29 protein-coding genes and 1 tRNA gene are annotated in these 26,349 nt (G+C 58.4%); 19 read left to right on the plus strand and 11 right to left on the minus strand.

The window, feature by feature from the left end:
* Positions 1–57: 57 nt before the first annotated feature.
* Together purN and purM are read right to left on the minus strand one after the other, a co-directional pair.
* Positions 58–729 (minus strand): phosphoribosylglycinamide formyltransferase, encoded by a 672-nt coding sequence (purN, locus tag BP38_RS0106820; RefSeq protein WP_026987115.1) that lies wholly within the window; start codon positions 727–729, stop codon positions 58–60.
* 4 nt (positions 730–733) lie between these two features.
* The gene (gene purM, locus BP38_RS0106825) at positions 734–1,771 is read right to left on the minus strand and encodes a phosphoribosylformylglycinamidine cyclo-ligase (RefSeq protein ID WP_026987116.1); all 1,038 of its coding nucleotides are present in this window, start codon (positions 1,769–1,771) and stop codon (positions 734–736) included.
* 107 nt (positions 1,772–1,878) lie between these two features.
* On the opposite strand from purM, the gene BP38_RS0106830 reads away from it, so the two are divergent.
* From BP38_RS0106830 to BP38_RS0106865, 8 genes are all read left to right on the plus strand, one after another.
* Complete coding sequence (locus tag BP38_RS0106830) at positions 1,879–3,054, plus strand: DUF2066 domain-containing protein (protein WP_026987117.1); 1,176 nt, start codon at positions 1,879–1,881, stop codon at positions 3,052–3,054.
* Positions 3,055–3,068: 14 nt separating this feature from the next.
* Positions 3,069–3,638, plus strand: coding sequence for a CDP-alcohol phosphatidyltransferase family protein (locus BP38_RS0106835; protein WP_026987118.1), 570 nt, complete (start codon positions 3,069–3,071; stop codon positions 3,636–3,638).
* Positions 3,635–4,717, plus strand: a complete 1,083-nt coding sequence (locus tag BP38_RS19460; RefSeq protein ID WP_051609072.1) for an AI-2E family transporter — start codon at positions 3,635–3,637, stop codon at positions 4,715–4,717. The genes BP38_RS0106835 and BP38_RS19460 overlap by 4 nt, the downstream gene beginning before the upstream one ends.
* On the plus strand, positions 4,714–5,451 hold the full coding sequence (locus BP38_RS19465) for a P-loop NTPase family protein (protein WP_081816512.1): 738 nt from the start codon (positions 4,714–4,716) through the stop codon (positions 5,449–5,451). The genes BP38_RS19460 and BP38_RS19465 overlap by 4 nt, the downstream gene beginning before the upstream one ends.
* Positions 5,448–6,227 carry an SDR family oxidoreductase gene (locus tag BP38_RS0106850; RefSeq protein WP_026987119.1) on the plus strand — a complete coding sequence of 260 codons (780 nt, stop codon included), beginning with the start codon at positions 5,448–5,450 and terminating at the stop codon, positions 6,225–6,227. Before BP38_RS19465 ends, BP38_RS0106850 begins: the two co-directional genes overlap by 4 nt.
* A 96-nt stretch (positions 6,228–6,323) precedes the next feature.
* Positions 6,324–6,773: a flagellar basal body-associated FliL family protein gene (locus BP38_RS0106855; protein ID WP_026987120.1), complete on the plus strand. Its 450-nt coding sequence runs from the start codon at positions 6,324–6,326 to the stop codon at positions 6,771–6,773.
* A 129-nt stretch (positions 6,774–6,902) separates the two neighbouring features.
* On the plus strand, positions 6,903–9,617 hold the full coding sequence (locus tag BP38_RS0106860) for a methyl-accepting chemotaxis protein (RefSeq protein WP_155992257.1): 2,715 nt from the start codon (positions 6,903–6,905) through the stop codon (positions 9,615–9,617).
* Between the two features lie 187 nt (positions 9,618–9,804).
* Entirely contained in the window at positions 9,805–11,907 is a 2,103-nt protein-coding gene (locus BP38_RS0106865; protein ID WP_026987122.1) for a sodium-translocating pyrophosphatase, read from the plus strand.
* Between the two features lie 112 nt (positions 11,908–12,019).
* Here BP38_RS0106865 and BP38_RS19470 read toward each other — a convergent pair whose 3' ends face one another.
* Positions 12,020–12,580 carry an outer membrane protein assembly factor BamE gene (locus BP38_RS19470; protein WP_162175130.1) on the minus strand — a complete coding sequence of 187 codons (561 nt, stop codon included), beginning with the start codon at positions 12,578–12,580 and terminating at the stop codon, positions 12,020–12,022.
* A gap of 119 nt (positions 12,581–12,699) precedes the next feature.
* On the opposite strand from BP38_RS19470, the gene BP38_RS0106875 reads away from it, so the two are divergent.
* The 10 genes from BP38_RS0106875 (at position 12,700) to cutA (ending at position 18,232) form a co-directional block, all read left to right on the plus strand.
* Positions 12,700–13,263, plus strand: a complete 564-nt coding sequence (locus tag BP38_RS0106875) for a ubiquinol-cytochrome C chaperone family protein (protein ID WP_155992259.1) — start codon at positions 12,700–12,702, stop codon at positions 13,261–13,263.
* 94 nt (positions 13,264–13,357) lie between these two features.
* A complete protein-coding gene (locus BP38_RS19475) occupies positions 13,358–13,924 on the plus strand; it encodes a YceD family protein (RefSeq protein ID WP_051609074.1) in 567 nt (188 codons plus the stop codon).
* 112 nt (positions 13,925–14,036) lie between these two features.
* Positions 14,037–14,222, plus strand: a complete 186-nt coding sequence (rpmF, locus tag BP38_RS0106885) for a 50S ribosomal protein L32 (protein ID WP_026987124.1) — start codon at positions 14,037–14,039, stop codon at positions 14,220–14,222.
* Between the two features lie 48 nt (positions 14,223–14,270).
* The gene (gene plsX, locus BP38_RS0106890) at positions 14,271–15,323 is read left to right on the plus strand and encodes a phosphate acyltransferase PlsX (RefSeq protein WP_026987125.1); all 1,053 of its coding nucleotides are present in this window, start codon (positions 14,271–14,273) and stop codon (positions 15,321–15,323) included.
* A complete protein-coding gene (locus BP38_RS0106895) occupies positions 15,323–16,297 on the plus strand; it encodes a beta-ketoacyl-ACP synthase III (RefSeq protein WP_026987126.1) in 975 nt (324 codons plus the stop codon). Before plsX ends, BP38_RS0106895 begins: the two co-directional genes overlap by 1 nt.
* A 90-nt stretch (positions 16,298–16,387) precedes the next feature.
* On the plus strand, positions 16,388–16,684 hold the full coding sequence (locus BP38_RS0106900) for an integration host factor subunit alpha (protein WP_022727444.1): 297 nt from the start codon (positions 16,388–16,390) through the stop codon (positions 16,682–16,684).
* A gap of 38 nt (positions 16,685–16,722) precedes the next feature.
* Positions 16,723–17,127: a MerR family transcriptional regulator gene (locus tag BP38_RS0106905; RefSeq protein ID WP_026987127.1), complete on the plus strand. Its 405-nt coding sequence runs from the start codon at positions 16,723–16,725 to the stop codon at positions 17,125–17,127.
* Positions 17,128–17,245: 118 nt separating this feature from the next.
* A tRNA-Pro gene (locus tag BP38_RS0106910) sits at positions 17,246–17,322 on the plus strand.
* A 101-nt stretch (positions 17,323–17,423) separates the two neighbouring features.
* Positions 17,424–17,882 carry a protein tyrosine phosphatase family protein gene (locus tag BP38_RS19480; RefSeq protein WP_051609075.1) on the plus strand — a complete coding sequence of 153 codons (459 nt, stop codon included), beginning with the start codon at positions 17,424–17,426 and terminating at the stop codon, positions 17,880–17,882.
* A 26-nt stretch (positions 17,883–17,908) separates the two neighbouring features.
* Positions 17,909–18,232, plus strand: coding sequence for a divalent-cation tolerance protein CutA (gene cutA / locus BP38_RS0106920; RefSeq protein ID WP_026987128.1), 324 nt, complete (start codon positions 17,909–17,911; stop codon positions 18,230–18,232).
* 21 nt (positions 18,233–18,253) lie between these two features.
* On the opposite strand, the gene BP38_RS0106925 is transcribed toward cutA, so the two are convergent.
* A complete protein-coding gene (locus tag BP38_RS0106925; protein ID WP_026987129.1) occupies positions 18,254–18,694 on the minus strand; it encodes a CoA-binding protein in 441 nt (146 codons plus the stop codon).
* A gap of 137 nt (positions 18,695–18,831) precedes the next feature.
* On the opposite strand from BP38_RS0106925, the gene BP38_RS0106930 reads away from it, so the two are divergent.
* Positions 18,832–20,106, plus strand: coding sequence for an MFS transporter (locus BP38_RS0106930; RefSeq protein ID WP_081816514.1), 1,275 nt, complete (start codon positions 18,832–18,834; stop codon positions 20,104–20,106).
* A gap of 23 nt (positions 20,107–20,129) precedes the next feature.
* Here BP38_RS0106930 and BP38_RS0106935 read toward each other — a convergent pair whose 3' ends face one another.
* The 7 genes from BP38_RS0106935 to sufB form a co-directional block, all read right to left on the minus strand.
* Positions 20,130–20,480: a HesB/IscA family protein gene (locus BP38_RS0106935; RefSeq protein WP_026987131.1), complete on the minus strand. Its 351-nt coding sequence runs from the start codon at positions 20,478–20,480 to the stop codon at positions 20,130–20,132.
* Positions 20,481–20,544: 64 nt separating this feature from the next.
* Positions 20,545–21,021, minus strand: coding sequence for an SUF system Fe-S cluster assembly protein (locus BP38_RS0106940; protein ID WP_245602357.1), 477 nt, complete (start codon positions 21,019–21,021; stop codon positions 20,545–20,547).
* Positions 21,018–21,476, minus strand: a complete 459-nt coding sequence (gene sufU / locus BP38_RS0106945) for a Fe-S cluster assembly sulfur transfer protein SufU (RefSeq protein ID WP_026987133.1) — start codon at positions 21,474–21,476, stop codon at positions 21,018–21,020. The genes BP38_RS0106940 and sufU overlap by 4 nt, the downstream gene beginning before the upstream one ends.
* Complete coding sequence (locus BP38_RS0106950) at positions 21,477–22,748, minus strand: aminotransferase class V-fold PLP-dependent enzyme (protein WP_437123992.1); 1,272 nt, start codon at positions 22,746–22,748, stop codon at positions 21,477–21,479.
* Positions 22,745–24,082 (minus strand): Fe-S cluster assembly protein SufD, encoded by a 1,338-nt coding sequence (gene sufD / locus BP38_RS19485; protein ID WP_051609077.1) that lies wholly within the window; start codon positions 24,080–24,082, stop codon positions 22,745–22,747. Before sufD ends, BP38_RS0106950 begins: the two co-directional genes overlap by 4 nt.
* Positions 24,083–24,101: 19 nt before the next feature.
* Positions 24,102–24,851 (minus strand): Fe-S cluster assembly ATPase SufC, encoded by a 750-nt coding sequence (gene sufC, locus BP38_RS0106960; protein ID WP_026987135.1) that lies wholly within the window; start codon positions 24,849–24,851, stop codon positions 24,102–24,104.
* Positions 24,852–24,887: 36 nt separating this feature from the next.
* Complete coding sequence (sufB, locus tag BP38_RS0106965; RefSeq protein WP_026987136.1) at positions 24,888–26,342, minus strand: Fe-S cluster assembly protein SufB; 1,455 nt, start codon at positions 26,340–26,342, stop codon at positions 24,888–24,890.
* Positions 26,343–26,349 lie beyond the last annotated feature (7 nt).

Genomic DNA, 26,349 nt, shown 5'->3' on the forward strand with positions numbered 1-26,349 from the left:
GCTGATGACTGTTTCTTTCCGCGCGACTATCTAGGAAAAAACACAGCACCATACAAGCTAAACCGCGTCCGGATTGAGCAGAACCTGGGTGCCGTCGCAAAGATTGGCGGCCAGACGTGCGTCGTCTGATCCGATCTGGATCTTCCCCTCGCCAATCAGCTTCAGGCAGGTCGGATAGAGCAGGTGTTCCGCCTGAAGCACACGCTCTGCCAGGCTGTTTGCATCGTCATCGGGCATGACCGGAACGGCGGCCTGACCAAGGATGGGGCCGCTGTCCACCTCGGTATGAACAAGGTGCACGGTGCAGCCATGAAGACGGACGCCTGCTTCCAGGGCTCGCTCATGCGTCTTCAAGCCTGGAAATGCGGGCAGCAGGGAGGGGTGTATGTTGATCAGCTGTGCATCCCAGCGTTCGATGAACCAGGGAGTCAGGATGCGCATGAAGCCTGCCTGGCAGATAAGATCTGGTGATGCGCTTTCGAGAACGGCGGAAATCTCCCGTTCAAAGGTTTCCCGGCTGTCGAAATCGCGATGAGGAACGACTTCGGTCCGGATGCCTGCCTTTTCGGCGCGTTCCAATGCCTGGACGTTGGGGACATTCGAGACAACCAGATCTATCGAGGCCGGGTAGTCCGGTGCACTTGCTGCGTCCAGTAAGGCCTGCAGATTGCTACCGCGTCCGGAAACCATCACGGCAGCCCGCAGCTTTTTTCGAGATGCTGAGGTCATTGTGTCAGTCCAGCCGCACCGCCGGGCCATCACCTCGCGCAGTGACGGAACCCAGCAGGGTGACCTCTTCTCCTTTCTGGCGGGCGACTTCGGCAACAACGTCAGCCAAGCCAGGGTCAGCCAAAACAACCATGCCAATGCCGCAGTTGAAGGTGCGATAGAGGTCCGCTTCCTCGACCTGGCCCTCTCGGGAAAGCCAGTCGAACTCAGGCGGGCGTTTCCAGGATGCGGTATCGATCCGGGCGGCTAGGCCGGCCGGCATGACTCTCGGCAGGTTGTCGACCAGTCCCCCGCCCGTAATGTGGGCCATTGCCTTAACGCCACCGGTTGCAAGGGTGGCCAGGCAGCTCTGGACATAGATCCGGGTGGGGGACAGCAGGGCGTCGGCCAGTGTCCTGTCTGTGTCAAAAGGTGCTGCGCTCTCGTAGTCGAGCCCCAGGTCTGAAACGATCTTGCGGACAAGCGAAAAACCGTTCGAGTGCAAGCCGCTGGACGAAAAACCCAGCAGGAGGTCACCTTCCTGAACGGTGTCGCCGGTAATCAGTGCGGAACGCTCCACGCCCCCCACGCAAAACCCGGCGAGATCATAATCGCCATCGGCATACATGCCCGGCATTTCAGCCGTCTCGCCACCAACCAGGGAGCAGCCGGCCTGATGGCACCCCTCCGCAATTCCTGCAATAATCTGCCGGCCCGTTTCAGGGTCCAGATGACCGGTTGCGTAATAGTCCAGAAAGAAAAGCGGTTCGGCACCCTGTACGACCAGGTCGTTGACGCACATGGCAACCAGGTCGATGCCGATGGTGCCATGCTTGCCCGCGGCAATGGCCACTTTCAGCTTTGTACCGACACCGTCCGTTGTGGAAACCAGCAAGGGGTCTGTGAAGCCAGCTGCCTTCAGGTCAAAGACCGCGCCAAAGCCGCCAAGGCCGCCAAGTGCACCGGGCCTGGAAGTCCTGGCCGCAAGCGGCTTGATGGAATCCACCAGCCTGTTACCCGCATCAATATCCACGCCTGCGGCCTTGTAACTACGCCCTGTCATTCCTGTCCCCGCATTTGTATCGGACGCCGTCTTGAAGTATGACTTTCATCATGTCCCGACGGCCATCAACGGACGGGGCGAGCATAAGCATTCCAAAGGGCCATGCAATGTCGTTTCGCTCTCTAACAGTCGCTCTGAGTGCCGTCCTCGTCATGGGGATTGCGCTTGCCGGTCAGCCAAAAGCCAACGATCTTTACAGGATTAGTGGCATAGACGTTGACGTCGAGGCTTCAAATGCCGTGGAGGCCCGTGAAGCGGCCATCGCGTTGGGGGAAAGCCGTGCGCTTTCGCGGCTCTGGGATCGCCTGGTTCCCAGTTCGGCGCGTAACCAGGTGCCCTCGCTTGGTGCGTCGGAAGTCTCGAGCCTTGTCGAGGACCTGAGGGTCTCCGACGAGAAGACAACCAGCAACAGTTATATTGCCAGCCTGACCGTCAGCTTTCGTCCCCAGGCAGTCCGTCAGTTGCTTCGCGAGAAGCAGGTGCCTTTTGCGGAGCAGCGAAGTGAAGCGATCATTGTTCTTCCGGTCTTTGAACGTGGGCAGGATGTAACGCTTTGGCGTGACGACAATCCCTGGCTTCAGGCTTGGGCGAACCACAGCGGTCGCGGACTCGTTCCCTTCAATACGCCGCTTGGCGATGCCTCGGCCATGTCCACGATTTCCGCCCAGGAGGCACGTTCCGGAAACCGCGAGGCCCTGGACAGGATTGCCCAGAACAACGGCACAGATAGCGTGCTTGTTGCCGTGGCACGGGAAAGCGGCTCGCTGATCCAGTTGAATGCACAGTGGTACGAGCAAGGCGAGACGCGTGACATTCCCGTAGATTCCGTTTCACGGCGCGAAGGCGAGGGACTGGAACAAGCGCTTGGTCGCGCAGCCGAACAGATTTCGTCCGCTATGAATGATATCTGGAAGGAAGAGAACATTCTCAGGTTCGATGAGCAGGAATCCCTGCTTGCTGAGGTTTCCGTGAACAGTCTTGATGATTGGGCGCGCATGCAGCGCAGCCTGGGGTCGACCTCTGCGGTGCTGCAGTATGATGTGGAGCGCATTTCCCGCAATGGGGGGGTCGTTCGCGTCGTCTTTTTCGGTGGGACGGAACAGCTTTCCCGGGCGCTGGGACGCGAGAACCTGAGGCTTGAGCCCAAGAACGCCCAACAGCTGGAAGACGAACAGACCGCGCCATCGGGGCGGGAAGCGATGCGTCGCCTGCAGCAGCCGCAATGGCGGATCGTGAACAACGAAGGTGCCTCCAGGGATAGCGCCTCCTTCGATGGAGAGTAAGGCAGAGTGTCGCATTGGACCGGCGTAAACGGCTTGTCTGGCTGCCCAACCTTATCTCGCTGGTCCGGCTATTCGCTGTACCGGTCATTGTTCTGCTCATGCTTGAAGGGGCCTATACTCCCGCTTTCTGGCTGTTCGTCGCCGCCGGGGTCTCCGACGCCCTGGACGGTTTCATAGCCAGGCGGTGGCAGCTGACAACCCGACTGGGTGCCTATCTGGATCCCCTGGCCGACAAGGTCTTGCTGGTTGCCATCTTTGTCACGCTTGGCTTCCTGGGGCAGGTTGCAATCTGGCTCGTCATCCTGGTGGTGTCGCGTGATATTCTAATCATGGGGGGCGCTTTTCTGTATCATCACCTGACGAATGATCTGAAAATGCGCCCCTTGTTTGTCAGCAAGCTCAATACTGTGGTCCAGATTCTTCTGGTAGCGCTGGTCATGGCCAAGCTGGGATTGTCACTGGAAGTAGGCAATATCGTTGAGGACGTTCTGGTTGCCATAGTTGGGCTTACAAGTTTCGTTTCTGGCGTTGCCTATATCGTGATCTGGGGGCGCAAGGTCATGGGACAGGAGGGATTGCGGTGAAGAATCAGAAGGCCTTGCTGTTCTGGGGGGGTGCCCTTCTCCTCACCCTGGTCCTGATCTATTACCTCAGTGCCATTCTGCTGCCGTTCGTGGCCGGAATGGCCATAGCCTATTTCCTGGACCCCTTTTGTGATCGCCTGGAAGAGCGGGGCTGTTCGCGCACGCTTGCGACCACCATCGTTGCCATATGCTTTTCGCTGGTCGTGCTGCTGCTGCTGGGGTTGATCGTACCAACGGCTGTCATTCAGCTGTCGGATTTCATCGCACAGGTACCTAAATATCTCTCCAGCCTTCAGGAAATGGTCAAGGTCCTAAGCGAACGCCTGGACGACTCCTTCTGGGAAGACATGATCCAGCGAGCGCGTGAATCGTCCGGTCAACTGACCGACATGCTGTGGACCACACTCAGCGGAATCTGGTCTGGTGGCATGGCCTTGATCAATCTGCTGAGCCTGCTGTTCCTGACACCCATCGTCTCGTTCTTCCTGCTGCGTGACTGGGACAAGCTCGTCCAGCGTATCGACAGCTGGTTGCCGCGCAGGCAAGCGCCGACCATACGCCAGCTTGCCGGGGAAGCGGACGATATCCTGGCAGCCTGGGTTCGCGGCGTGCTGATGGTCTGCGTTATCCTTGCGACATTCTACTCGATCGCACTGACATTGATCGGTCTGCAGAGTGGCCTCGTGGTCGGGATAATATCGGGATTCCTGTCATTCATTCCTTTCGTCGGCGCCTTGACCGGCTTTGTGCTGTCGGTGGGGGTGGCCCTCCTGCAGTTCGATTCTTTGCTGCCGGTGCTCATGGTTGCGGCTGTTTACGGCATTGGCCAGGTTGCGGAAGGGAACTTCCTGACGCCCATGCTGGTGGGGGACCGCGTCGGCCTGCACCCGGTTCTGGCAATTTTCGCCTTCCTGGCGGGTGGTGCCCTGTTCGGTTTTACCGGCGTCATGTTGGCACTGCCGGTGGCTGCGGTTCTGGGCGTACTCATACGCTATGGCCTTAAACGCTATCTCGACAGCTCGCTCTATCGAAAACTGCCGCAGGAAAGCGATCCGGAGTCCATCGAGGACAGATCATGAGGCAATTGACACTGGAGATAGAGCCACGCCCGGCACTGGGGCGCGAAGACTTCCTGGTGTCAAAGGGAAACCGGGCGGCTGTGGAATGGATTGACCGCTGGCCGGAATGGCCGGCGCCAAGCTTGGCCCTGGCAGGGCCCGCTGGCAGCGGCAAGAGCCATCTGGCCCAGGTCTGGCGTGCACGTAGCTGCGCAGTTGCATTGCAGGGCGCGGAACTCCTGCAGACCTTGCCGTCTCTGCCGGACAACAATACCCAGCATTGCCTGATTGATGAAGCCGACAGGCTGGCGGGGGATCCAGTGGGCGAGGAGAATCTCTTCCACATCTACAATCGCCTCAATCAGCAAGCTGGACACCTGTTGCTGGTGGGGCGCAGCCTGCCGATGCGATGGCCCCTGGAAATGCCCGACCTGCGCTCTCGTCTGGCAACAGCCGTTCCCGTGGAACTGGCCATGCCGGACGATGCCCTGATGCAAGCGCTTCTGGTCAAGCTCTTTTCCGACCGCCAGCTCTTGCCTGGTAAGGGGGTTATCGAGTTTCTGATTATGCGTATGGAGCGTTCCTACGCAGCCGCCAGCCGAATCGTTTCCGAAATGGACACGCGTGCGCTTGAGGAAAGACGCGAGGTTCGTCTTCCCTTGGCGCGTGCGGTATTGCATGACCTGGACCGTCAGGAACGATCCGTGGCTGAACCCCATCTGGAATTTGAGCGAACTGAGGAGACAGAAGGATGAATCTTGGTATTTCAGGACGCAGGGCACTTGTTTGCGCAGCCAGTCGAGGGCTGGGACGCGCCTGCGCTGAATCGCTGGCGGCGGAAGGTGTGTCCCTGACAATTGTCGCACGCACTTCAGAGCCCCTTGAGGCGACGGCAGCCGCGTTACGCACTAACCATGGCGTGGACGTTCAGACTGTCGCTTGCGACATCACGACCGAAGAAGGCAGGCGGAAGGCGCTCAATGCCTGCGCAAAGCCGGATATTCTGGTGAACAATGCGGGAGGGCCGCCTCCGGGAGATTTTCGTGACTGGTCCCGGGATGACTGGATTGCTGCGCTTGATGCCAACATGCTGGCGCCCATCGAGATGATCAAGGCGACCATTGATCCAATGATGGACAATGGCTTCGGGCGAATTGTCAACATTACCTCGGCCGCGGTGAAAGCCCCCATCCAGGCCCTGGGTCTGTCCAATGGCGCGCGCGCGGGGCTGACCGGTTTTGTCGCCGGGCTGGCGCGGCAGGTCGCGCATCGCAATGTCACAATCAACAACCTTCTGCCCGGGCCTTTCGAGACAGACAGACTGCGCTCGAACTTCGAGGCCGCTGCCGAGCGAAGCGGCAAGTCCGTCGAGGAGGTGCGTGAAGCGCGTATGAAATCCAACCCGACAGGACGTTTTGGCAATCCCGAGGAATTCGGTGAGGCCTGTGCGTTCTTCTGCTCGGTTCGTGCAGGCTACATCACGGGGCAGAATCTCGTTCTGGATGGTGGCGCCTATCCGGGAACGCTGTAAAGCGGCTGTTAAGAAGGACGGCGCAGACTTGTACGCCTCTGGCATTATCGTGTGGCCGCTTTCAATAGGCGGCGATTGTCCTGAACTGGATTCGTTGTGAAGCGCGTCATCCTGATCTTTCTGTTCCTGCTCTTGCTGGCTGCCGGTGCTGTCGGGTACTGGCAGTTCGGTTTGCCCGGGCAGAAGGAAAGCTCAGAACCCGAACCGGTCATGTCCCAGTATCTTCAGGTTCCCCCGCTTGTCGTACCTGTGATCGAGGAAGGAGTCGCGGTTGAGCAAATCCAGCTGCAGGTGGAACTGGAGTTGGCGGGTTCATCAAGCTTGGATGAGGCCAAGGAGAAGATGCCTCAGTTGGTTGATGCCATGCTCTCGCAACTGCATGGTCTGATGGCTTATCGCCAAATTCGCGAGGAAAGCAACGAATTGCCCTTCCTCAAGAAAAGACTGCAGGTGGCCATAGAAGACAGCTTTGATGACGGTGAACTCCGTGACGTCCTGATCAAGGAGATCTCTCGCCGACCCTTGGGAACCGGGATTGTGGACTGATTTCACGCAGGGTTGTCGTGTCCCACGGCTCTTGGCTGGAAAGACAACGTCATTAACCGGTCTTCAAGACTTTCGTGCGACACAGGAAGAATAATTCTTACTTGTGTTGAACGAAAGTTGGAACAAGCCATGACACTCTGGCCCTTCAGCAAGAAACGCGCTGCCAAGACGTCCCAAACCCAAGCACATGATCTTGCCGCAGATGAGTCTTCTGTTCAGGAGCAGAACGATGAAGCCTTCGAGACAGGTGCGGCTTCGGGAGGAATTGCCGGTCGCTTTTCCGGCCTGAAGCGGATCGGAATACGTCCCCGTCTTTATTGTGCTTTTGGTGGGGTTGTCGCACTGACCCTGTTGGCCAGTGGAGTTGCCTGGTATTCCTATACCAATGTCGAACAGGCCTATGGCCGGGCGACAGAGCGTGACGTGCCGGCCATGAATGCCTCCCTTCGGCTTCGGGGGGATGCTCTGCAGTTGGCCTCGGACGCGCCGCTGCTGGCCCGAACCTCGAATGAGACGGCCCGAGAGGAGCTGACCCAGCAGATTGAACAGCGTGTCGAAGCTATCCGTTCGCGGATGGACGAGCTCAAGGGCCATGGTGTCAATAGCGAGTCGCTCGAACAGCTGAGCCAGGAGGTGGATACCCTGGCTACTGCCATGAACAGCCTCGATGACCGAGTGAGCCAGGCCTTGTCACATGGCCAGAACATCGATGGCATGGAGGAAGAAGCTGCTGAAAAGCATGAAGTTCTCTTGCAGCAGGTGCGCGACACGCTCGATTCCGCACAATTGAGCTTCAAGATGGCTGTGCAGGAGACGACCCTGGCTGCGGGAGATACCATTCGTTCTCTCGTGCGCCGCCAGGTGGGGTTATTGCGTAATGCACTCGATGCACTGATCGATGCCAGCCATCTTACCTCGATACTGTCTCAGGTGCCCAACGTGGAAGACGAATCGAAGTTGGGCGAGATGGAGATGGAATTCATCACCCGGCTTGCAAGTTTCGATGGAAAGGTTCGCAGTCTTAACGATCAGCTTGAAAATGAGGCCCTGGCAGCAGCCGTAGATGACTACGCAGCACTTGGAAGTAGCGATGAAAGTGTATTCCAGGCGCAGAAGGAGTTGCTTGAAGCGCCAGCCTATTCGCGCTCGCGGTATACGCGCGCTCTGCAAGAGCGGCTTGATGAAGTGGTAAATCTCAACAGTTCATTTCTTGGTGAGATGGGGCCAGTCGTTTCCAAGGTTTATAGCCAAATTCTGGATGGTGCGGACGTAGCAACGAACAATAATACCAACGCACTGTCTGAACTGATACAGAACGATGTCGGGTCCCTCTTCAGCCTCATGCGGGTCGAGGCGGAAGCGAACCTCATGCTGGGGGTTCTGACCCGTGTGTCCGCAGCTGGAAATACCAGGGACGTTGACAGGCTGGAAGAGACTTTTGGAACATCCAAGGAGAGAGCCAAGGAAGCCCTGGCGGATTACGAGGATACAGAACTTCCGGAAGCCTTTGCTGCACTGGTTTCCCTCGGGGAGGGAGAGGAAAGCCTTTTTGCTGAGCGCAGGGATCAGAGCAAGGCGCGCTTTCTTGCGACCACCGCTGCCAATGAGGTCGATAGTGCTGTGGCTGGTTTGCGCGATGGTGTCAGCACCGTCATCACCGAAGTTGAGTCCGGCCTCGAGGCAGGTACAGCCTCCGTCCAGAACGCCATCGAGACGAGCAAGCTGTGGCTGGCGGGGATCGCTGTTGCCAGCGTAGTCATTTCGGTTCTGATCGCCTGGCTTTACGTGGGGCGTAATCTTGTCGATCGCATCAGCCGTCTGTCGCATTCCATGAAGGAGATATCGGAGGGTGACCTGACAGCCGATGTTCCCTCTGGAGGACGAGATGAGATTGCCGATATGGCGAACGCTCTTACCGTCTTCCGCGACAACCTGTCCGAAGCTGCCGAAGAACGGAAACGACGGGAAGAGGAGCGTACCGAGCAGACTCAACGCCGGCGTCAGGAAATGATGGAATTGGCAGGGTCATTCGAAAGCAGCGTGAAGTCGGTGGTCGATTCCGTGTCCAGTTCCGCCAAGGAGATGGAGGGCACGGCAGGCTCAATGAGCGACAATGCCAAGCAGACGGGGGACCGGGTTCAAACGGTTGCCTCCGCCTCCCAGGAAGCCTCTTCGGATGTGCAGACAGCCGCCTCCGCGGCCCAGGAACTGGCAGGCTCCATCGCAGAAATCGGACGACAGGTTGCACGCTCCAACGAGATCTCCTCCAAGGCGTCCGAGAGTGCTGAGGCCAGCAACACCCAGGTTGCCGGCCTGTCCGAAGCGGCGCAGAAGATCGGCGATGTGGTGAAGTTGATCCAGGACATTGCCGAGCAGACGAACCTGCTGGCGCTGAACGCCACCATCGAGGCGGCGCGGGCCGGCGAGGCCGGCAAGGGCTTTGCCGTGGTGGCCAGCGAGGTGAAGAACCTGGCCAACCAGACCGCCAAGGCAACCGAGGAAATTTCCCAGCAGATCTCGGGTATCCAGAACGCCACCGAGGATACGGTTTCCATGATCCAGGGGATCTCGAACGTGATTTCCGAGATGAACGAAATCTCGACGTCCATTTCTGCTGCCGTCGAAGAGCAGGGGGCGGCAACCGACGAAATTGCCAACACAATGAACCGCGTTTCCGACGGTACGCAGAAGGTCAATCAGAACATCGAGGAGGTCAGCGCGGATGCCCAGCAGACGGGGGCCGCCGCCAACCAGGTCCTGACGGCTGCTGCCGAACTTTCCAGTCAAGCTGATACTTTGCGAGGTGAAGTTGACAGTTTCGTTGAGAAAGTACGAGCAGGATAGCGTTTTACCTAATAAAATGCCAAGAAAAAGGCGCGGCATTGGCCGCGCCTTTTTACTTTGGCAAGCTTTGTTGCACGTCTATCAGGTTTCTGTCATCGTTTCAGCGCAACTTCAAAATACCGGGAAATCCGGAACCTGCTGGGGGTAACAGCAGTTTGAAATCAGGGAATTGGGGGAAAATAACATCATGACTCTCGTGCTGGCCTTCGTTTTGCTTTGTGGCCTTCTTGCCGTTGCCTACGGTGTCTGGGCGTCGCGCTCTGTGCTGACAGCCAGTCCCGGCAGTGAACGGATGCAGGAGATTGCCGCAGCTATCCAGGAGGGGGCAAGTGCCTACCTGAACCGTCAATACCGTACGATCGGGATTGTGGGACTTGTCATCTTCGTCATCATCTCTTTGATCCTTTCGATCGAGGTAGGTATCGGGTTCCTGATTGGCGCGCTGCTCTCGGCTGCTGCCGGCTATATCGGGATGCACGTCTCGGTCCGCGCCAACGTACGGACCACGGAGGCTGCGCGCCATGGCCTTGCACGGGGCCTGGAGGTCTCCTTCAAGTCGGGGGCGGTCACGGGCATGCTTGTGGCTGGCCTGGCCCTGCTGGCTGTCGCTGGCTACTACGTGGTCCTGCTGCTCATGGGCTTTGAGGGCCGCGGTATGATCGACGGTCTGGTGGCCCTGGGCTTCGGAGCGTCGCTGATATCTATCTTCGCCCGCCTGGGCGGCGGCATCTTTACCAAGGGCGCCGATGTGGGCGCCGACCTGGTTGGGAAGGTCGAAGCCGGAATTCCCGAGGATGACCCGCGCAATCCTGCCGTGATTGCCGACAACGTGGGCGACAACGTGGGCGACTGCGCCGGCATGGCGGCGGACCTGTTCGAAACCTATGCCGTGACCGTGGTGGCAACCATGGTGCTTGCCTCGATCTATTTTGGGGCCGAAACCGGCATGTTCATCTATCCCCTGGCCATTGGAGCCACATGCATCATTGGCTCGGTGATCGGGACCTTCTTCGTAAAGTTGGGCAGCAACAGCACCAACATCATGTGGGCCCTATACAAGGGCTTTCTGGCCTGTTCTGTCATATCGCTCATACTACTTCTGCCCGTTACCGCCTGGGTGATCGGGCTGGGTGAGACTTTCGAGGTTGCAGGCAAGAGCTTTACCGGCTGGAGTCTCTATCTTTGCGGCATCGTGGGCCTGGTGGTGACCGGGCTGATTATATGGGTGACCGAATATTACACGGGCACCGAGTATCGGCCTGTACGCTCCATTGCCAAGGCTTCGGAAAGCGGGCATGCGACCAATGTCATCCAGGGACTGGCCGTTTCCATGGAAGCGACCGCCATACCCGCCCTGATCATCGTGGCTGGTATCATCTGCACTTACCTGCTGGCCGGCTTGTTCGGCATTGCCATTGCCGTGACGACGATGCTGGCGCTCGCGGGCATGGTCGTGGCCCTCGATGCCTATGGTCCTGTTACGGACAACGCCGGCGGGATCGCGGAAATGGCGGACCTGGAGGAAGAGGTGCGTAACACCACGGACGCTCTGGATGCCGTGGGGAACACCACAAAGGCGGTAACCAAGGGCTATGCCATCGGCTCGGCGGGACTGGGCGCTCTTGTGCTGTTCACAGCCTATACCGAGGACCTCAGCTATTTCGCCGCCAACTCAACCGAGTATCCCTTCTTTGCGGGAGTCGAGGTGAACTTCGCCCTGTCCAATCCATGGGTAGTGATCGGCCTGTTTATGGGCGGGCTCCTGCCCTTCCTGTTTGCATCGATGGGCATGATGGCGGTTGGCCGTGCCGGGGCTGCCGTCGTGGAGGAGGTCCGCCGACAGTTCCGCGAGGTCAAGGGCATCATGGATGGCAGCGGCAAGCCTGAGTATCGCAACTGTGTGGATATGCTGACCAAGGCGGCCATCAAGGAAATGGTGGTGCCTTCGATGCTGCCGGTGCTGTCGCCTATCGTGCTTTACCTGATCATCTATGCCATTGCAGGAAAGTCGGCCGCCCTCTCATCTGTCGGTGCGATGCTTCTTGGCATAATCGTCACCGGGCTGTTCGTGGCCATTTCGATGACCGCGGGAGGCGGTGCCTGGGATAATGCCAAGAAATACATCGAAGACGGACACCATGGCGGCAAGGGATCCGAGGCACACAAGGCGGCCGTGACCGGGGATACGGTTGGCGACCCCTACAAGGACACCGCCGGTCCGGCCATCAATCCGATGATCAAGATCGCCAACGTTGTGGCCCTGCTGCTGCTGGCCGTGTTGGCAGCCTGAAGTACAGGATCAACCTGACCGGAAACAGCCGGTTGGCACAAGAAAAGGGAGCCGGGGATCAATCCCGGCTCCCTTTTTGCTTTTGCAATGGCCCTGCTGTCGATTGTGGGCGTCAGAAGACTCCGCCGCTGTCACTGCCACTGCCGCCAGGCGCGCCAGGTGTGCCGGTGGTTGGGCCGGTGTTGCCCCGGCCGCTCTGGTCGTCAACATTGAAACGTCCGATGTTGCCCAGCAGCTGCTGCAGGATGGTGATGTCCTGGCCTTCGGTGGGGGTCTCACGCTCCACCAAGTCGATTTCCTGCCCTTCGGCCAAGGTATAGAGCTGTGTGTCGGAAACGATATCGTTGGTTCCGAACTGAACTTTCAGAACCTTGCGCTCCAGCGCTTCCGGTTTGAAGAAGGCGAGCTGTTCGTTGCGTTGCCCGATATAATACCAGACGTCGTCCTGGAAGGTCGAAATCGTTGACGGCGAGCCCAACAGGTTCACGACCTGCGTGCGGCTGCTTTGCCCCGGACGGATTTCGGAAATCGTGTCTTCCTCCGGCAGGTTGCCGTGAACGTCGATGCGCGGTGAACAGGCACCAGCCATCAATACGCCTGCCACGGCCAGTGACAGGATTGTGCGTTTTCCGACTTTTGCAGTCGCGGGGAGGGGCGTCGTTCTAACCATCATGTTCATGGATCCCAATCATCCTGCCGGCATGGCCCGACATTGCCTGTGCTTGATTAACGCCGGATAAGCGGGCATTTCAAGTCTGTTCATCCTGTACCGCCAGCTGTGAGGAATATTCCTTGTTTCGTCGTTTGTTTTCCGGTGAGCCCAGAGAAAGCGTTGCCAGGTCGCTTTACGAATCCATCATGCTGCAGTCGCGTAAACCGGAATTCTACACGGATTATGCCGTTCCGGACAGTACGGAAGGACGTTTCGAGCTTTTGTTGATCCATCTGGGTCTGGTCATACGACGCCTGAAACGTGCAGAGAGCGATGAGGCGCGCGATATGTCCCAAGGCCTGTTCGATTTCTTTGTGTACGATATGGACCAGAGCCTCCGTGAAAGTGGTATCGGCGACCTGTCTGTCGGGCCGCGGCTCAAACGTGTGGGCGAGGCGTTCTATGGGCGGATCAAGGCCTACGAGGCGGCATTGGATGCGGAGAATGAAGCACAGGAGCTGAAAGATGCTTTGCTGCGTAACCTCTATGCAACCTGTGAAGTTGAGCCGAAGGAGGCAACCCTCACAGCCATGATGGATTATCTTTATCGCCTCGACGCTTTTTTTGCGGATCAGGAGACACCAAATGTACTGGCAGGTAGAATCAAGTTCCTTGATCCTGAAGTAATTAGAGACAAGGATTGACCTGTCAGGGCTGTTTGCATAGGTTCTCGACTTCCTTTGAGAAGGGCAGAACCTCACATTCTGAGGTTAGCTCCACTGTGACCCCGGTTGACCCATGAGCCAGATTCCGGAAACTGAATTCTCCAGGCCTTTCAAGCTGTCCGAATTGGGTGCCAGGGAGGTGATTCAGGAGTTATCGGCCGGGACAGAGGAACGAAGGGCCCTGGCAGAGCGTTTCGAGCTGTTGTCGCTCGATCACCTGCAAGGGACACTGAGGCTGAAGAAGGTGAAGGCCGGCCGCGGCTTGCATCTGTCCGGCACAATCAAGGCCGGTGTCGTGCAGCAATGCGTGGTGAGCCTGGAGCCGATCGAAACCGAAATCGAGGAAGAGGTCTTTCAGGATTTCGACCTGCTTTCGGAGGATGAACAGGAGGTGCCACAAGGCGGTTCGGCGGACGAACTCGCTTTTGATCCTGTGGAGGATAGAGAGCCACTGAACGGAAACATGATTGATCTTGGCGAATTTCTGGCTCAGCAAATGGCGATCAGTCTTCCACCCTATCCACGCAAGCCAGGGGTTGAGTTGGAACAGGGCCAGTGGGGAAGTGCGGAAGTTGAGGCGGAAGCCGAGGAGAAGGCTTCGCCGTTCAGTAAATTGAAGGACCTCAAGAAAAATCGCTAGAGTAAAGCCTTTGCAGGCGTTAGTTAGTGGCGCGCCTTTTGCGAAGTGCTATCTTGGAATGTAAATCGGCACGCCGCGCAACAGCGGGTGCATTTGTAAACGAGAGAGTGTCATGGCAGTACCTAAGAAGAAAATCTCCAAGTCGCGCCGGGATATGCGCCGGTCGCACCACACCCTGAATGCACCGGCTTATGTCGAGGATCAGGAAAGCGGTGAGCTGCGTCGTCCGCACCACATCGACCTGAAGACGGGCAAGTATCGCGGGCGTCAGATTCTCGAACCCAAGAGCGAATACTGACGCTTCGGCGGCGGCTTTGCTGTTGCGGTTGTTTTCAGGAATCTGCTTGTGAGTGAGCGTCTGACGCTGGCACTGGATGCGATGGGCGGCGACCATGCTCCGGCAATGGTTGTGCGTGGCGCTGATATTGCGCGCACCCGCCATCCCCAGGTCGATTTCATATTTTTTGGCCGTGAGTCGGAAATCAGCCCGCTTCTTGAGCGCATGAAGAAGCTGAAGGCGGTGTCGCGTATCGTGCATACGGACGAGGCTGTGTCGTCTGATGACAAGCCATCTGTCGCCTTGCGCAATCGCAAGTCGTCATCCATGCGCTTGGCGCTGGATTCCGTAAAGGAAGGTGCTGCAAAGGCAGCTATTTCCGCTGGCAATACAGGCGCCTTGATGGCCATGGCCAAGTTCGTTCTGAAAACCTTGCCGGGCGTGGACCGTCCTGCAATCGCGTCATTCTTTCCTACCCTGCGTGGGGAATCGGTCATGCTGGATCTGGGCGCGAACGTGCAATGCGATGCCCGCAACCTTGTCCAGTTCACTGTCATGGGCAATGCCTTTGCGCGCTCGGTTCTCGGGATTAAGGAGCCGACCTACGGGCTGCTCAATGTCGGGTCCGAGGAGTTGAAAGGGCACGAAACCCTCCACGAAGCCCGGCAGGAACTGAGCGGCCTGGAACTGCCCGGCCGCTTCCATGGATTTGTCGAGGGCGATGATATTGCCAAGGGCACCGTTGATGTGGTCGTCACCGATGGCTTCACTGGAAATGTTGCCCTGAAGACGGCTGAAGGTACGGCCAAGCTCTATACCGAATTCCTGCGCCGCACCTTCCGAAGCTCCCTGTTGGCCAGCCTTGGCTATCTCTTGGCCCGGCCGGCCATGCGCAAGTTGCTCAAGCGTGTCGACCCACGTCGCTACAATGGGGCCGTATTCCTTGGATTGAACGGGATTACGGTAAAGAGCCATGGCGGAACCGATGCTCTGGGCTTCGCGCATGCCATAGGCGTAGCTGTCGACCTTGCGCGCAACGGTGTTCTGGAAACCATGGGGCGTGACTTCAAGGCCGTCGAGAATTCCTCTTCTGGCGAACCGGCACAGGCGGCTGCAATCTGATGCAATTTCGCTCACATGCTATCGGCGGCGGATCCTATCTTCCGAGCCGGGTCGTCACCAATGCCGATCTTGAAAAGACACTGGATACCACGGACAGCTGGATCCGGGATAGAACCGGCATCGCCCAGCGACACGTTGCGGCTGATGGTGAAATGACGTCGGACCTTGCCGTGGAGGCTGCACGCAAGGCCATGGAAAACGCTGACGTTTCAGCAGCCGAGATTGACCTGATCATTTGCGCCACCTCCACGCCGGATGAGACTTTTCCGGCTACGGCGACACGGGTGCAGTATCGGCTGGGAATCCGGCAGGGGGCTGCCTTCGATGTGCAAGCTGTTTGCAGCGGCTTCGTCTATGCCCTGGCGGTTGCCGATAACTTCATACGTACTGGTATGGCCAAGAATGTCCTGGTCATAGGAGCGGAAACCTTCAGCCGTATCCTGGACTGGACCGACCGCGGCACATGCGTCTTGTTCGGCGATGGGGCGGGGGCCTTGTTGTTGCAATCCCGGCCGGCCACAGGTGAGGCAGACGAACCGGGAATTCTGTCCACACATATCTATTCGGATGGACAGCATCATGACGCCCTCTACGTGGACGGGGGGCCTTCCTCCACGGGCACCGTCGGCCATCTGCGCATGCAGGGGCGCGAAGTGTTCCGACATGCCGTTGTCCGGATGTCGGAAGCAGTTGATGCCGCACTTGAAGAAAATGGCCTAAAGGATTCAGATATCGACTGGTTGGTTCCGCATCAGGCCAACGTGCGTATCATCGAGTCCATGGCAAAGCGCCTTGGCTTGCCGACCGAGAGGGTGGTTGTCTCTGTTGACCGGCATGCGAACACCTCAGCGGCCTCCATTCCCCTGGCACTTTGTGAAGCTGTTGAAGATGGACGGATCAGCAAGGGTGACCTGATTCTGATGGATGCCATGGGGGGTGGGTTCACCTGGGGCTCCGCTTTGTTACGCTGGTAACTCTTTTTTCTCACAGACCTGCCGTTCAGGGTGATTGACCGCTATAAATGGCTGGGATAACCTTTTGAAAAGTCTGGATTGGAGGCAGTCATGGCGGAAGGTACGGTCACACGCGCCGATCTCGGTGAGGCGGTTTATCAGGAAGTCGGCCTTTCACGGAATGAGTCCATGGACCTCGTGGAGATGGTGCTTCAGGAGATGTCGGATACCCTGGTGAAGGGTGAAATGGTCAAGATCTCTTCATTCGGGACCTTTTCCGTACGTCAGAAAGGCCAGCGTGTCGGACGGAATCCGAAGACGGGAGAGGAAGTTCCGATTCTTCCACGCCGAGTCTTGACCTTTCGAGCCTCTCACGTTCTGAAAAACCGAATCAACAAAGGCGGTTGATGCGATAAGTTTCCCCGGAACATAAAGGCACTTCGCGCATGGTGACGGCCCGGCAGGACGGAAAATCAGCAGCAGCATTCCGAACGATCAGTGAGGTTTCTGAAGAACTGAACGTTCCACAGCACGTCCTGCGGTTCTGGGAAACAAAGTTTACGCAAGTTCGTCCGATGAAGCGTGGTGGCGGACGCCGCTACTATCGCCCGGAGGATATCGAGCTCCTGCGTGGCATAAGAGATCTTCTCTACCAGGAAGGATTCACGATTCGCGGTGTCCAGAAGCTTTTGCGTGAAGGCGGTGTGGCAGCCCTGGAGAATGGTGCGCCGTCCGGGGCAACTGTGGCTGGTCAGGTGGCTAGTGGAGGATTGAAGCCGGAAAAGGATCAAGCCTTGCGCGACATCCTTGGCGAGCTGCAGGATCTGTCCCGGTTGCTCAAGGAAAACTAGGTATTCCAGCCCGTTTTTCCAGGTCGCTGTGCTTGTCACAGCCTCGCTGGCTAGCTATACAGAAGGCCCTTGATGACCTTTGTCGCACTATGCCCGTGCAGGCGGTGAAGGCACGTATCGGAGCGTAGCGCAGTCTGGTAGCGCACCAGTCTGGGGGACTGGGGGTCGTGGGTTCAAATCCCGCCGCTCCGACCATTCAAAAAGCCCGGCAGGTGACACACCTGCCGGGCTTGTCTGCTTTCAGATCAGGCATTACTTGTCAGTCACTTAACAGAACCGAAGGCAAGGTAATCTCAATGGTGCAGACCACTGAACTCGAAAACGGCATCCATACGGCAGGCCAGATTACGGATAGGGATGTACCCGAACTGGCGGAAGCTGGATTCCGCACGATCATCAACAATCGACCGGATAACGAAGAGGCTGGACAGCCTGCCTACCAGGCGACGGAACAGGCTGCGCGCGAAGCCGGTCTTGAATATTATTTCATCCCGGTAACGCAGGAGACACTGACGCCGGAAAAGGTGGCCCGCTTCCGTGAAGCCATGGAGGAGGCGCCACGTCCCCTACTTGTTCACTGCCGGTCCGGTGCGCGCAGCACGCTCCTTTGGGCCCTGGCTGAGGCCCGTTACGAGAAGCGCTCGACACAGGAGCTCATCGATGTGGCTGGAAAGCAGGGCAAGGATATATCCTCGGCGGCTCCCTTGATCGACCACTATCGCGCCTGGGAAGACAGCGACGTCAAGGATACCTGATTTCAGGGCTCAAAAGGGCAAGGGCAATGCAGTGTGCACTTCTCTATATCACCTTTTCCGATGAAACGGCCGCACGTGCACTGGGCCGAAAACTGGTCGAGGCGCGTTTGGCGGCCTGTGCCAATGTTTTTGGGAGCATGACCCCCATCTTCCGTTGGGAGGGCCAGATACAGGAAGACAGTGAAGCCGTGATGATTGCCAAGACGCGGAAGGAACTTGTTACTGAAGCAACTGATTTCATAGTCCGCAATCACGATTACGAGTGCCCCTGCGTTGTGGCCTTGCCGATGGAAGGGGGAAACCAGAAATTCCTCGACTGGATTGTCGAGGAAACCAAGGCCCCCGATTGATAGTCTTGCAGAGAAACAGCTTCAGCGAAGCTCTGCCGTCAGGCGCGCATACTCGATCTTTGGACAGCGGTTCATGATGACCTGAAGTCCTCCCGAGGCCGCCTGTTCCGCCGCATCGTCGTTCCTGACGCCCAACTGCATCCAGATCGTTTTCAGGTTCTTGTCCTGCGCCAGGGGGAGGGCCTCCTTCACGACATCGCCGGCCGCTTCGGAATTGCGGAATATATCGACCATATCGAAACTTCCCGGAATTTCGGACAGGGCGGCGTAAACCCTTTCCCCCAGGATTGTCTGGCCGGCCACGGATGGATTGACCGGTATGACGCGGTATCCCTTCGATTGCAGGAAGGCCATGACGTCATGAGAGGGGCGGTCCGGTTTCGAGCTTGCTCCAACCATGGCGATCGTCTGCGTGGTCTTCAGGATATCCCGGATCATCGTTTCCTGGTTATCAGGCTCCATCTTGGTGTCTCCTCGAGTGTGGTGTGTGGCGGCAGGCTGTCGAACGGCGGAGGCGCCCTTGTGAACTTCAATTGCTTGCCCTGACCGGTCACTGGCCCTAGCTTGCGCGGGCTTCCAACAGGGTCAGAAAGCAGGTAATGGCAACACAGGCCGACAACAACCGGAACCAATCGGCAGGTTATTCCATATGGAAGGTCGTCCTGGTGGTGGTCCTTCCCTTTGCTGGTGGGTATTTCCTTTCCTATCTCTACCGCACAGTCAATGCGGTCATCTCCGGTCGCATCATCGCGGATCTGCCCCTCGATGCTTCCGATCTTGGTCTTCTGACCGCGTTCTATTTCCTGGCTTTTGCCGCTTTCCAGATGCCACTCGGACTGTTGCTGGACCGCTTCGGGCCCCGGCGGGTGCAGACCGTCCTGCTGTTGGCGGCTGCCATGGGGGCATTCATCTTCTCGATCGGGACGACCCTTTTCGAGCTCTCGGTTGGCCGCGCATTGATCGGGCTGGGCGTTTCCGGCTGCCTGATGGCATCGCTGAAAGCCATAACAATGTGGTTTCCCTCGGAACGTTGGCCACTTGTAAACGGCTGCTTTCTCGCAACAGGCGGTCTTGGGGCCGTGGCAGCCACGGGACCCGTCGAAGCCCTGCTATCGATCACGGATTGGCGTGGCCTTTTCCTGGGGCTGGCGGCGGCCACGATTGTCGTTTCGGCGCTCATATTCCTGGTGGTGCCGGAGCGCCAGGAGGTTGGGCGTTCCCGCGCATCTTTCAGGGGGCAATGGGAAGGTGTCGTTGATATCTATTCAAGCCGGGTTTTCTGGGCAGCAGCTCCGCTGTGCATTGCCGTCCAGGGTGTGGGCTTTTCCATTCACGGCCTTTGGGCCGGGCCCTGGCTGGCTGATGTAGGGGGGCTGGACAGCACAGGGGTGGCGACTGTGCTGATGGCAATGGCTCTGGCGCTGACGGCCGGGTTCGTCTTTACAGGGGTTGCGGCTGACCGGCTTCAAAGAATGGGGTTTTCGCTGGACCGGCTGACGGGTTTCGGCGCAATTCTCTTCATTGCGGTCCAGGCCTTGATCGTGTCCGGCCTTGTGACAAGCGAGATCTGGCCCTGGGTGCTGTTCGGCTTCACCTCGAACATGACGGTGCTGGTCTATCCCAGGCTTGCACAGGCCTTTTCCCTGGAGATGTCAGGTCGTGTGAACACCTCCGTCAACATGTTGGTATTCATTGCGGCCTTCGTGATGCAGTACGCAATGGGCGGCCTGATCGAACTTGCCACGCCAACCGGAGCCGATGGCTATCCTGCCTCGGCCTATCGCATTACCTTTGGGATCGCGATACTCATTGAACTGGCCAGCCTGGCCTGGTTCGTCTTGGCCGTGCGCCGACTGCCTGCTAGAAAAGCTTGAGCGCCTAAGCTTCGCAACCCGCCCTATACGCTGAAGCTTTCTCCGCAGCCGCAACGAGCCTTTTCGTTGGGGTTCGTGAAGGTAAAGCCTGATTCCAGCTTGTCCTCGACATAATCCATTTCACTGCCGATCAGGAACATGGTCGAGGTGGGATCGACAAAGATCTTCACACCCTTGTCCTCGACGACATCCTCGAACTTCTTCTGTTCGCGGGCATACTCCACGAAGTAGCTGAGACCGGAACAACCACGTGTGTTCACGCCAACACGCAGCCCCAGGACGCCTTCCTCGGGACTCTTGCTGATCAGGTTCTTTACGCGGTCAGCAGCGCGATCCGTCAGTGTGAGAAGAGGGCCCATCAGTTCTTGCTCCATCCTCCTGTCAAAGCGTCACCCATCAATATAGCGTTGCAGGGCCTTTGATAGAAGAGTCAGTGATTCAAAAGATACCCAGCGCCAGCCGAGCATCTTCGCTCATGCGATCCTTGTCCCAAGGGGGATCCCAGGTCAGGACCACGGTGACTTCGCCGGCTCCCTTGACGCTGGCAGCCTTCTGGGCGACTTCCCCGGGCATCTGCCCGGCGACGGGGCAGGCGGGGGCCGTCAGCGTCATCGTTATATTCACATCCCCATTTTCCTGAATCTTCATGTCGTAGATCAGGCCCAGGTCATAGATGTTGACCGGGATTTCGGGATCGAAGACTTCGCGGAGCGCCTCGACGATCTGGTCCTCAGTTGCCAATGGGACATCCGCGGGCTTGGGCTCGCCGGCGTAGGCCGTGGTGCCTTCCTCGGCCTCCGGAGACATGCCGCCGGCCCAGAGATAGGGGTTGTAATGCGGGGCAGCCGGCATGCCCTCCATGTCCAGGGCCGGGTCGAATACGGGGCGTTCCGGCTTGCGATCTTCATTGCTCATTCTGTCGTCACCTCCTCCTGACCGTCCAAGGCGGCTGACATCGTGTGCCAGGCCAGTGTGGCGCACTTCACCCGCACGGGAAATTCCCTTACACCGGACAGCACTTCCAGACGCTCCATGTCGTCGTCCTCGCTCTCTTCAGCCGAAGGATCCTCGGTACAGAGCTGGTGGAAGCGTTCGAAAAGCGTGCGTGCTTCGTCTTCCTTCTTGCCCTTCAGGATCTCCGTCATCAGTGAGGCGGATGCCGTCGAGATCGCACAGCCCTTGCCCATGAAGGAACAGTCCTGGATCACACCCTTTTCGTCCACCTTCAGGTAGACGAAAAGGGTGTCCCCGCACATGGGATTGAAACCGTGTGCCGTGCGATTGGCATCTTCCGGGTGGCGGAAGTTACGCGGGTTCTTTCCATGATCGAGTATGACCTCCTGATAGAGGTCGCGCAGTTCGTCCAACATTCAGCCGAAAAGCTCCTTAACCTGGTGCAGCGCATCCGTCAGCTTGTCGACCTCTGCGCGCGTGTTGTAGAGGCCAAAAGAGGCGCGCACGGTCGCAGCAACGCCGTAGCGGTCCATGATGGGCTGTGCACAGTGATGCCCGGCTCTTATGGCGACGCCCGCCCGATCGACAATGGTGCCGATGTCATGAGGGTGGGCGCCGTCCATGGTGAAGGAAACAATGGCGGCCTTGTGTTCGGCCTGGCCCAGAATGGTCAGTCCCTCGATCTCCGACAGGCGGGTTTCCGCATAACTGAGCAGGTCCTGCTCGTGGGCTGTTATGGCCTGGAAATCCAGGGCGTTCATGTAATCCACGGCGGCGCCGAGGCCGATAGCCTCGACAATGGCCGGTGTCCCCGCCTCGAAGCGGTGCGGTGCGGACTTGAAGGTGCTGCGCTCGAAGGTTACGGACGAGATCATTTCCCCACCGCCCTGATAGGGGGGCAGGCGGTTCAGAAGGTCCTTGCGCCCATAGAGCACACCAATTCCGGTGGGGCCATAGAGCTTGTGGCCCGAAAAGGTATAGAAATCGGCGCCCAGTGCCTGCACGTCCACCTTCATGTGCGGCACGGCCTGGCAGCCATCCACCAGGACTGGAATATCCTTCTCGTGCGCAGCGGCAATGATGTCAGCAATCGGGGTGATCGTGCCCAGCGCATTGGAGATATGGGTAACAGCGACAAGTTTCGTCTTGGGGCCCAGCAGTGCCAGGAAGTCCTCGTAGAGGAAGTTGCCCTGCTCATCGATTGGGACGACCTTCAACTCGATTCCCAAGCGGTCGCGCAGAAGCTGCCAAGGCACGATGTTGGAATGATGCTCCAGCCAGGAGATCACGACCTCGTCCCCGGGTTGGAGCATGCCCTGGCCCAGGCCACTTGCCACCAGGTTGATGGCTTCCGTGGCGCCGCGTGTGAACACGATCTCGTCAGATGAGGCTGCGTTGATATACTGGGCAATCCGTCCCCGCGCGCCTTCGTAGAGGTCGGTGGATTCCTGACTCAGCTTGTGAACGCCACGATGGACGTTGGAGTAGCAGCCCTCCATGACATCGGTCATGGCTTGGATCACCTGGCGCGGCTTCTGTGCGCTGGCCGCATTGTCCAGATAGACCAGCGGGCGGCCATAGACCTGGCGTTCCAGGATCGGGAAATCCTTGCGGATGCGATCCACGTCCAGAGCAGGTGGCTGATTGTGCCCTGCCGTACGGGGCTTTGGTTCAGTCATGCTTGTCATGCCTGCGGCACCTCCACCTGTTCGAGCCAGTTGCGCAAGCGTTCCTGGAGTGCCGGCTTCAGGGAGTCGTCATCCAGTTCGTCGATGGCTTCCGCGACGAAGGATTCGACCAGCAGACTGCGGGCCCGCTTCTCCGAAATGCCGCGACTGCGCATGTAGAACAGGGCATCGCTGTCGAGTTCGCCCGAAGTGGCGCCATGGGCGCACTGCACGTCATCGGCATAGATTTCCAGTTCCGGCTTGCTGTCGATTTCAGCCTTCTCGGATAACAGCAGGGTCTTGTTCAGCATCTTGCCGTCGGATTTCTGGGCGTCCCTGTCGACGATGATCTGTCCCTGGAACACACCGCGGGCCTTGTCGTCCAGGGCCCCCTTGTAGGTTTCACGACTGGTGGTGTGGGGGACGTGATGATGGATGACACTGGTGGTGTCGCCGTGCTGATTGCCGCGCAGCAGGTAGGCCCCATTCAAGGTTACTTCAGCTTCCTCGCCATTCAGGTGAACGTGGAGTTCGTGCCGCGAAAGGGCTGCGCCCGTCGTCAGGCTGAAGCTGCGGTAGCGTGCCTTGCTGTCCAGTTCGGCATGGACCGTGGTCAGGTGGCGCATCTCAGGACCGTTTTCCAGGACACGAACCTGCGTCAACTCAGCATTCTGGCCCAGGCGCACGTCCCACAAGGCATTCAGCAGGCCTGCATTCGTTCCGGGTCCGCCGTGATACTCGACCAGGCGGGCCTGGCTGTCCTGCTCCAGGATCACGAGAATACGCGGGTGATGAGCGATGGCCTGATCTTCCAGGCCGTCCAGGAAAAGCAGCTCAACCGGCTGTTCCAACTGGACGCCGGCACGCAGGTGCAGGACCATGCCTTCCTCGAAAAGCGCCGTGTTCAAGGCGCTCTGGATTTGCTCGGGATGGCGCAGTTCGTGTCCCAATTCGGTTTCCAGCCACTCGGGCCGTTCGGCCATGACGTGGGAAAGCGGGGCAAAGGTCACGCCTTCGGGCAGGTCATCGAGCCGGCTGTGTGTTTCGGACAAGCAGCCGTTAAGGAAGGCCAGGCGGTAGCGGGCCTTGTCTTCGGGCAGGAGCGACGGGACCTGATCCAGATTGACCTGGGGGGTGGTCTTGCCACGATGATGAAGGTCCAATTCGCGCAGCGAACGGGGGAGGTTGGTAAACTTCCATTCTTCCTTCCGGGTGGAGGGAAGTCCCAATTCGCGCACCTTGTCCAGCGCTTCCTGGCGCAGTCCGGTCAGCCAGGAAGGTCCGCCCGCGTTCAGCGCCGCCGTTTCGAAGTGCTGCTCGAAAAGTCCGATATTGCTTGCAGGTTCATTTGCCATGATGGTCTTCGACCTCCCTTCAGGCCGCCGACTCTATGAATTGACTGTAACCGCTGGCTTCCAGCTCCTGCGCGAGCTCGGCCCCACCTGACTTGGCAATCTGGCCATGGGCGAGCACGTGCACCTTGTCCGGCACGATGTGATCCAGAAGCCGCTGGTAGTGGGTGATGACAAGCAAGGCGCGTTCAGGACTGCGCAGGGCGTTGACGCCGTCGGCCACCGTTTTCAGCGCGTCGATATCAAGGCCACTGTCCGTCTCGTCCAGAATGGCCAGTGCAGGCTGCAGCACGGCCATCTGAAGCATCTCGTTCCGCTTCTTTTCGCCGCCGGAAAATCCGACATTGACCGAGCGCTTCAGGAATTCCTCGGACATGCCCATTTCCTTCATCTTGGCGCGCAGCTGCTTGAGGAACTGCATGGCGTCCAGTTCGTCCTCGCCGCGGGCCTTCCGGATCGAATTGAGCGCTTCCTTCATGAAGGTGGTGTTCGGGACACCCGGGATCTCGACCGGATACTGGAAGGCCAGGAAGACACCGGCGATGGCCCGATCCTCGGGCGCCATCTCCAGCAGGTTCTGGCCCTGGAACAGGATCTCGCCTTCAGTGACTTCGTAGCCCTCACGTCCGCTCAGGACATAGGACAGGGTGGACTTGCCAGAGCCATTGGGCCCCATGATGGCATGCACTTCCCCCGGGGCGATGGAAAGATCCAGGCCCTTGAGAATTTCCGTGCCATCCACGCTGGCGTGCAGGTTCTTGATTTCCAACATGACTTCAAACCATTCTATGAAAAGGGTCTTTCCGGATCAGCCAACCGAGCCTTCAAGGCTGATGCCGACCAGTTTCTGGGCTTCCACCGCGAATTCCATCGGCAGCTGCTGCAGCACGTCCCGGCAGAAGCCGTTGACCACCAGTGCGACGGCATCCTCTTCGCCAATGCCCCGCTGTCGACAGTAGAACAGCTGATCCTCGGATATGCGCGAGGTGGTCGCCTCGTGCTCCACACGGCCCGAACGGTTCTTGTTCTCGATATAGGGAACCGTATGGGCGCCGCACTTCGAACCAACAAGCAGGGAATCGCACTGGGTGTAGTTGCGTGCGTTTTCCGCCTTGCCGCCGATGCGCACTAGGCCGCGATAGGTCTGGTTCGAGTGGCCGGCGGAGATTCCCTTGGAGATGATTCGTGAACTGGTGTTGCGGCCCAGATGGATCATCTTCGTACCGGTATCCGCCTGTTGGTAATTGTTCGTGATGGCAATGGAATAGAATTCGCCAACCGAGTTGTCGCCCTTCAGGATGCAGCTGGGGTATTTCCAGGTGATGGCCGAACCGGTTTCAACCTGGGTCCAGGAGATCTTGGAATTCTTGCCTTCACAGAGGCCACGCTTGGTGACGAAGTTGTAGATGCCGCCGACACCGTTCTCGTCGCCGGGATACCAGTTCTGGACCGTCGAGTATTTGATCTCGGCATCATCCAGGGCGATCAACTCGACAATGGCGGCATGCAGCTGGTGCTCGTCCCGCATGGGCGCGGTGCAGCCTTCCAGATAGCTGACATAGGACCCCTTGTCGGCAATGATCAGGGTGCGTTCGAACTGCCCGGTGTTCTCTGCGTTGATGCGGAAATAGGTCGAGAGCTCCATGGGGCATCGCACGCCGGGAGGGATGTAAACAAAGGATCCGTCCGTGAAAACGGCCGAGTTGAGGCAGGCGTGCTTGTTGTCCGCATAGGGCACAACAGAGCCCAGGTACTTCCGAACCAATTCCGGATGTGTCTGGATGGCCTCGGAGATGGAGCAGAAGATAACGCCAACTTCCTCGAGCTTCTTCTTGAAGGTCGTGGCCACGGAAACGGAGTCGAAGACCGCGTCCACGGCAACGCCCGCCAGCATCTCTTGTTCCTTCAGTGGGATCCCCAGCTTCTCATAGGTTTCCAGAAGCTTGGGGTCGATCTCGTCAAGGGACTGCGGCTTGTCGTCGTCGGTCTTGGGCGCCGCGAAGTAGTAAGCGTCCTGATAGTCGATGGGCGGAAAATTGACCTTGGCCCAACTCGGCTCCGGCATTTCCAGCCAATGACGATAGGCCTGCAGGCGCCATTCCAGCATCCATTCAGGCTCGCCCTTCTTGGCTGAGATGAAACGGACGATGTCTTCGTTCAGCCCCTTGGGCGCCGTGTCCATCTCGATGTCGGTAACGAAGCCATGCTTGTAGCCTTCGCCCAGGTTCTTGACCTGTTCAACGGTCTCGACGCTGGCTGCCATTGTCGAT

Source organism: Fodinicurvata fenggangensis DSM 21160, from assembly GCF_000686045.1.
GTDB classification, from domain to species: domain Bacteria; phylum Pseudomonadota; class Alphaproteobacteria; order Kiloniellales; family DSM-21159; genus Fodinicurvata; species Fodinicurvata fenggangensis.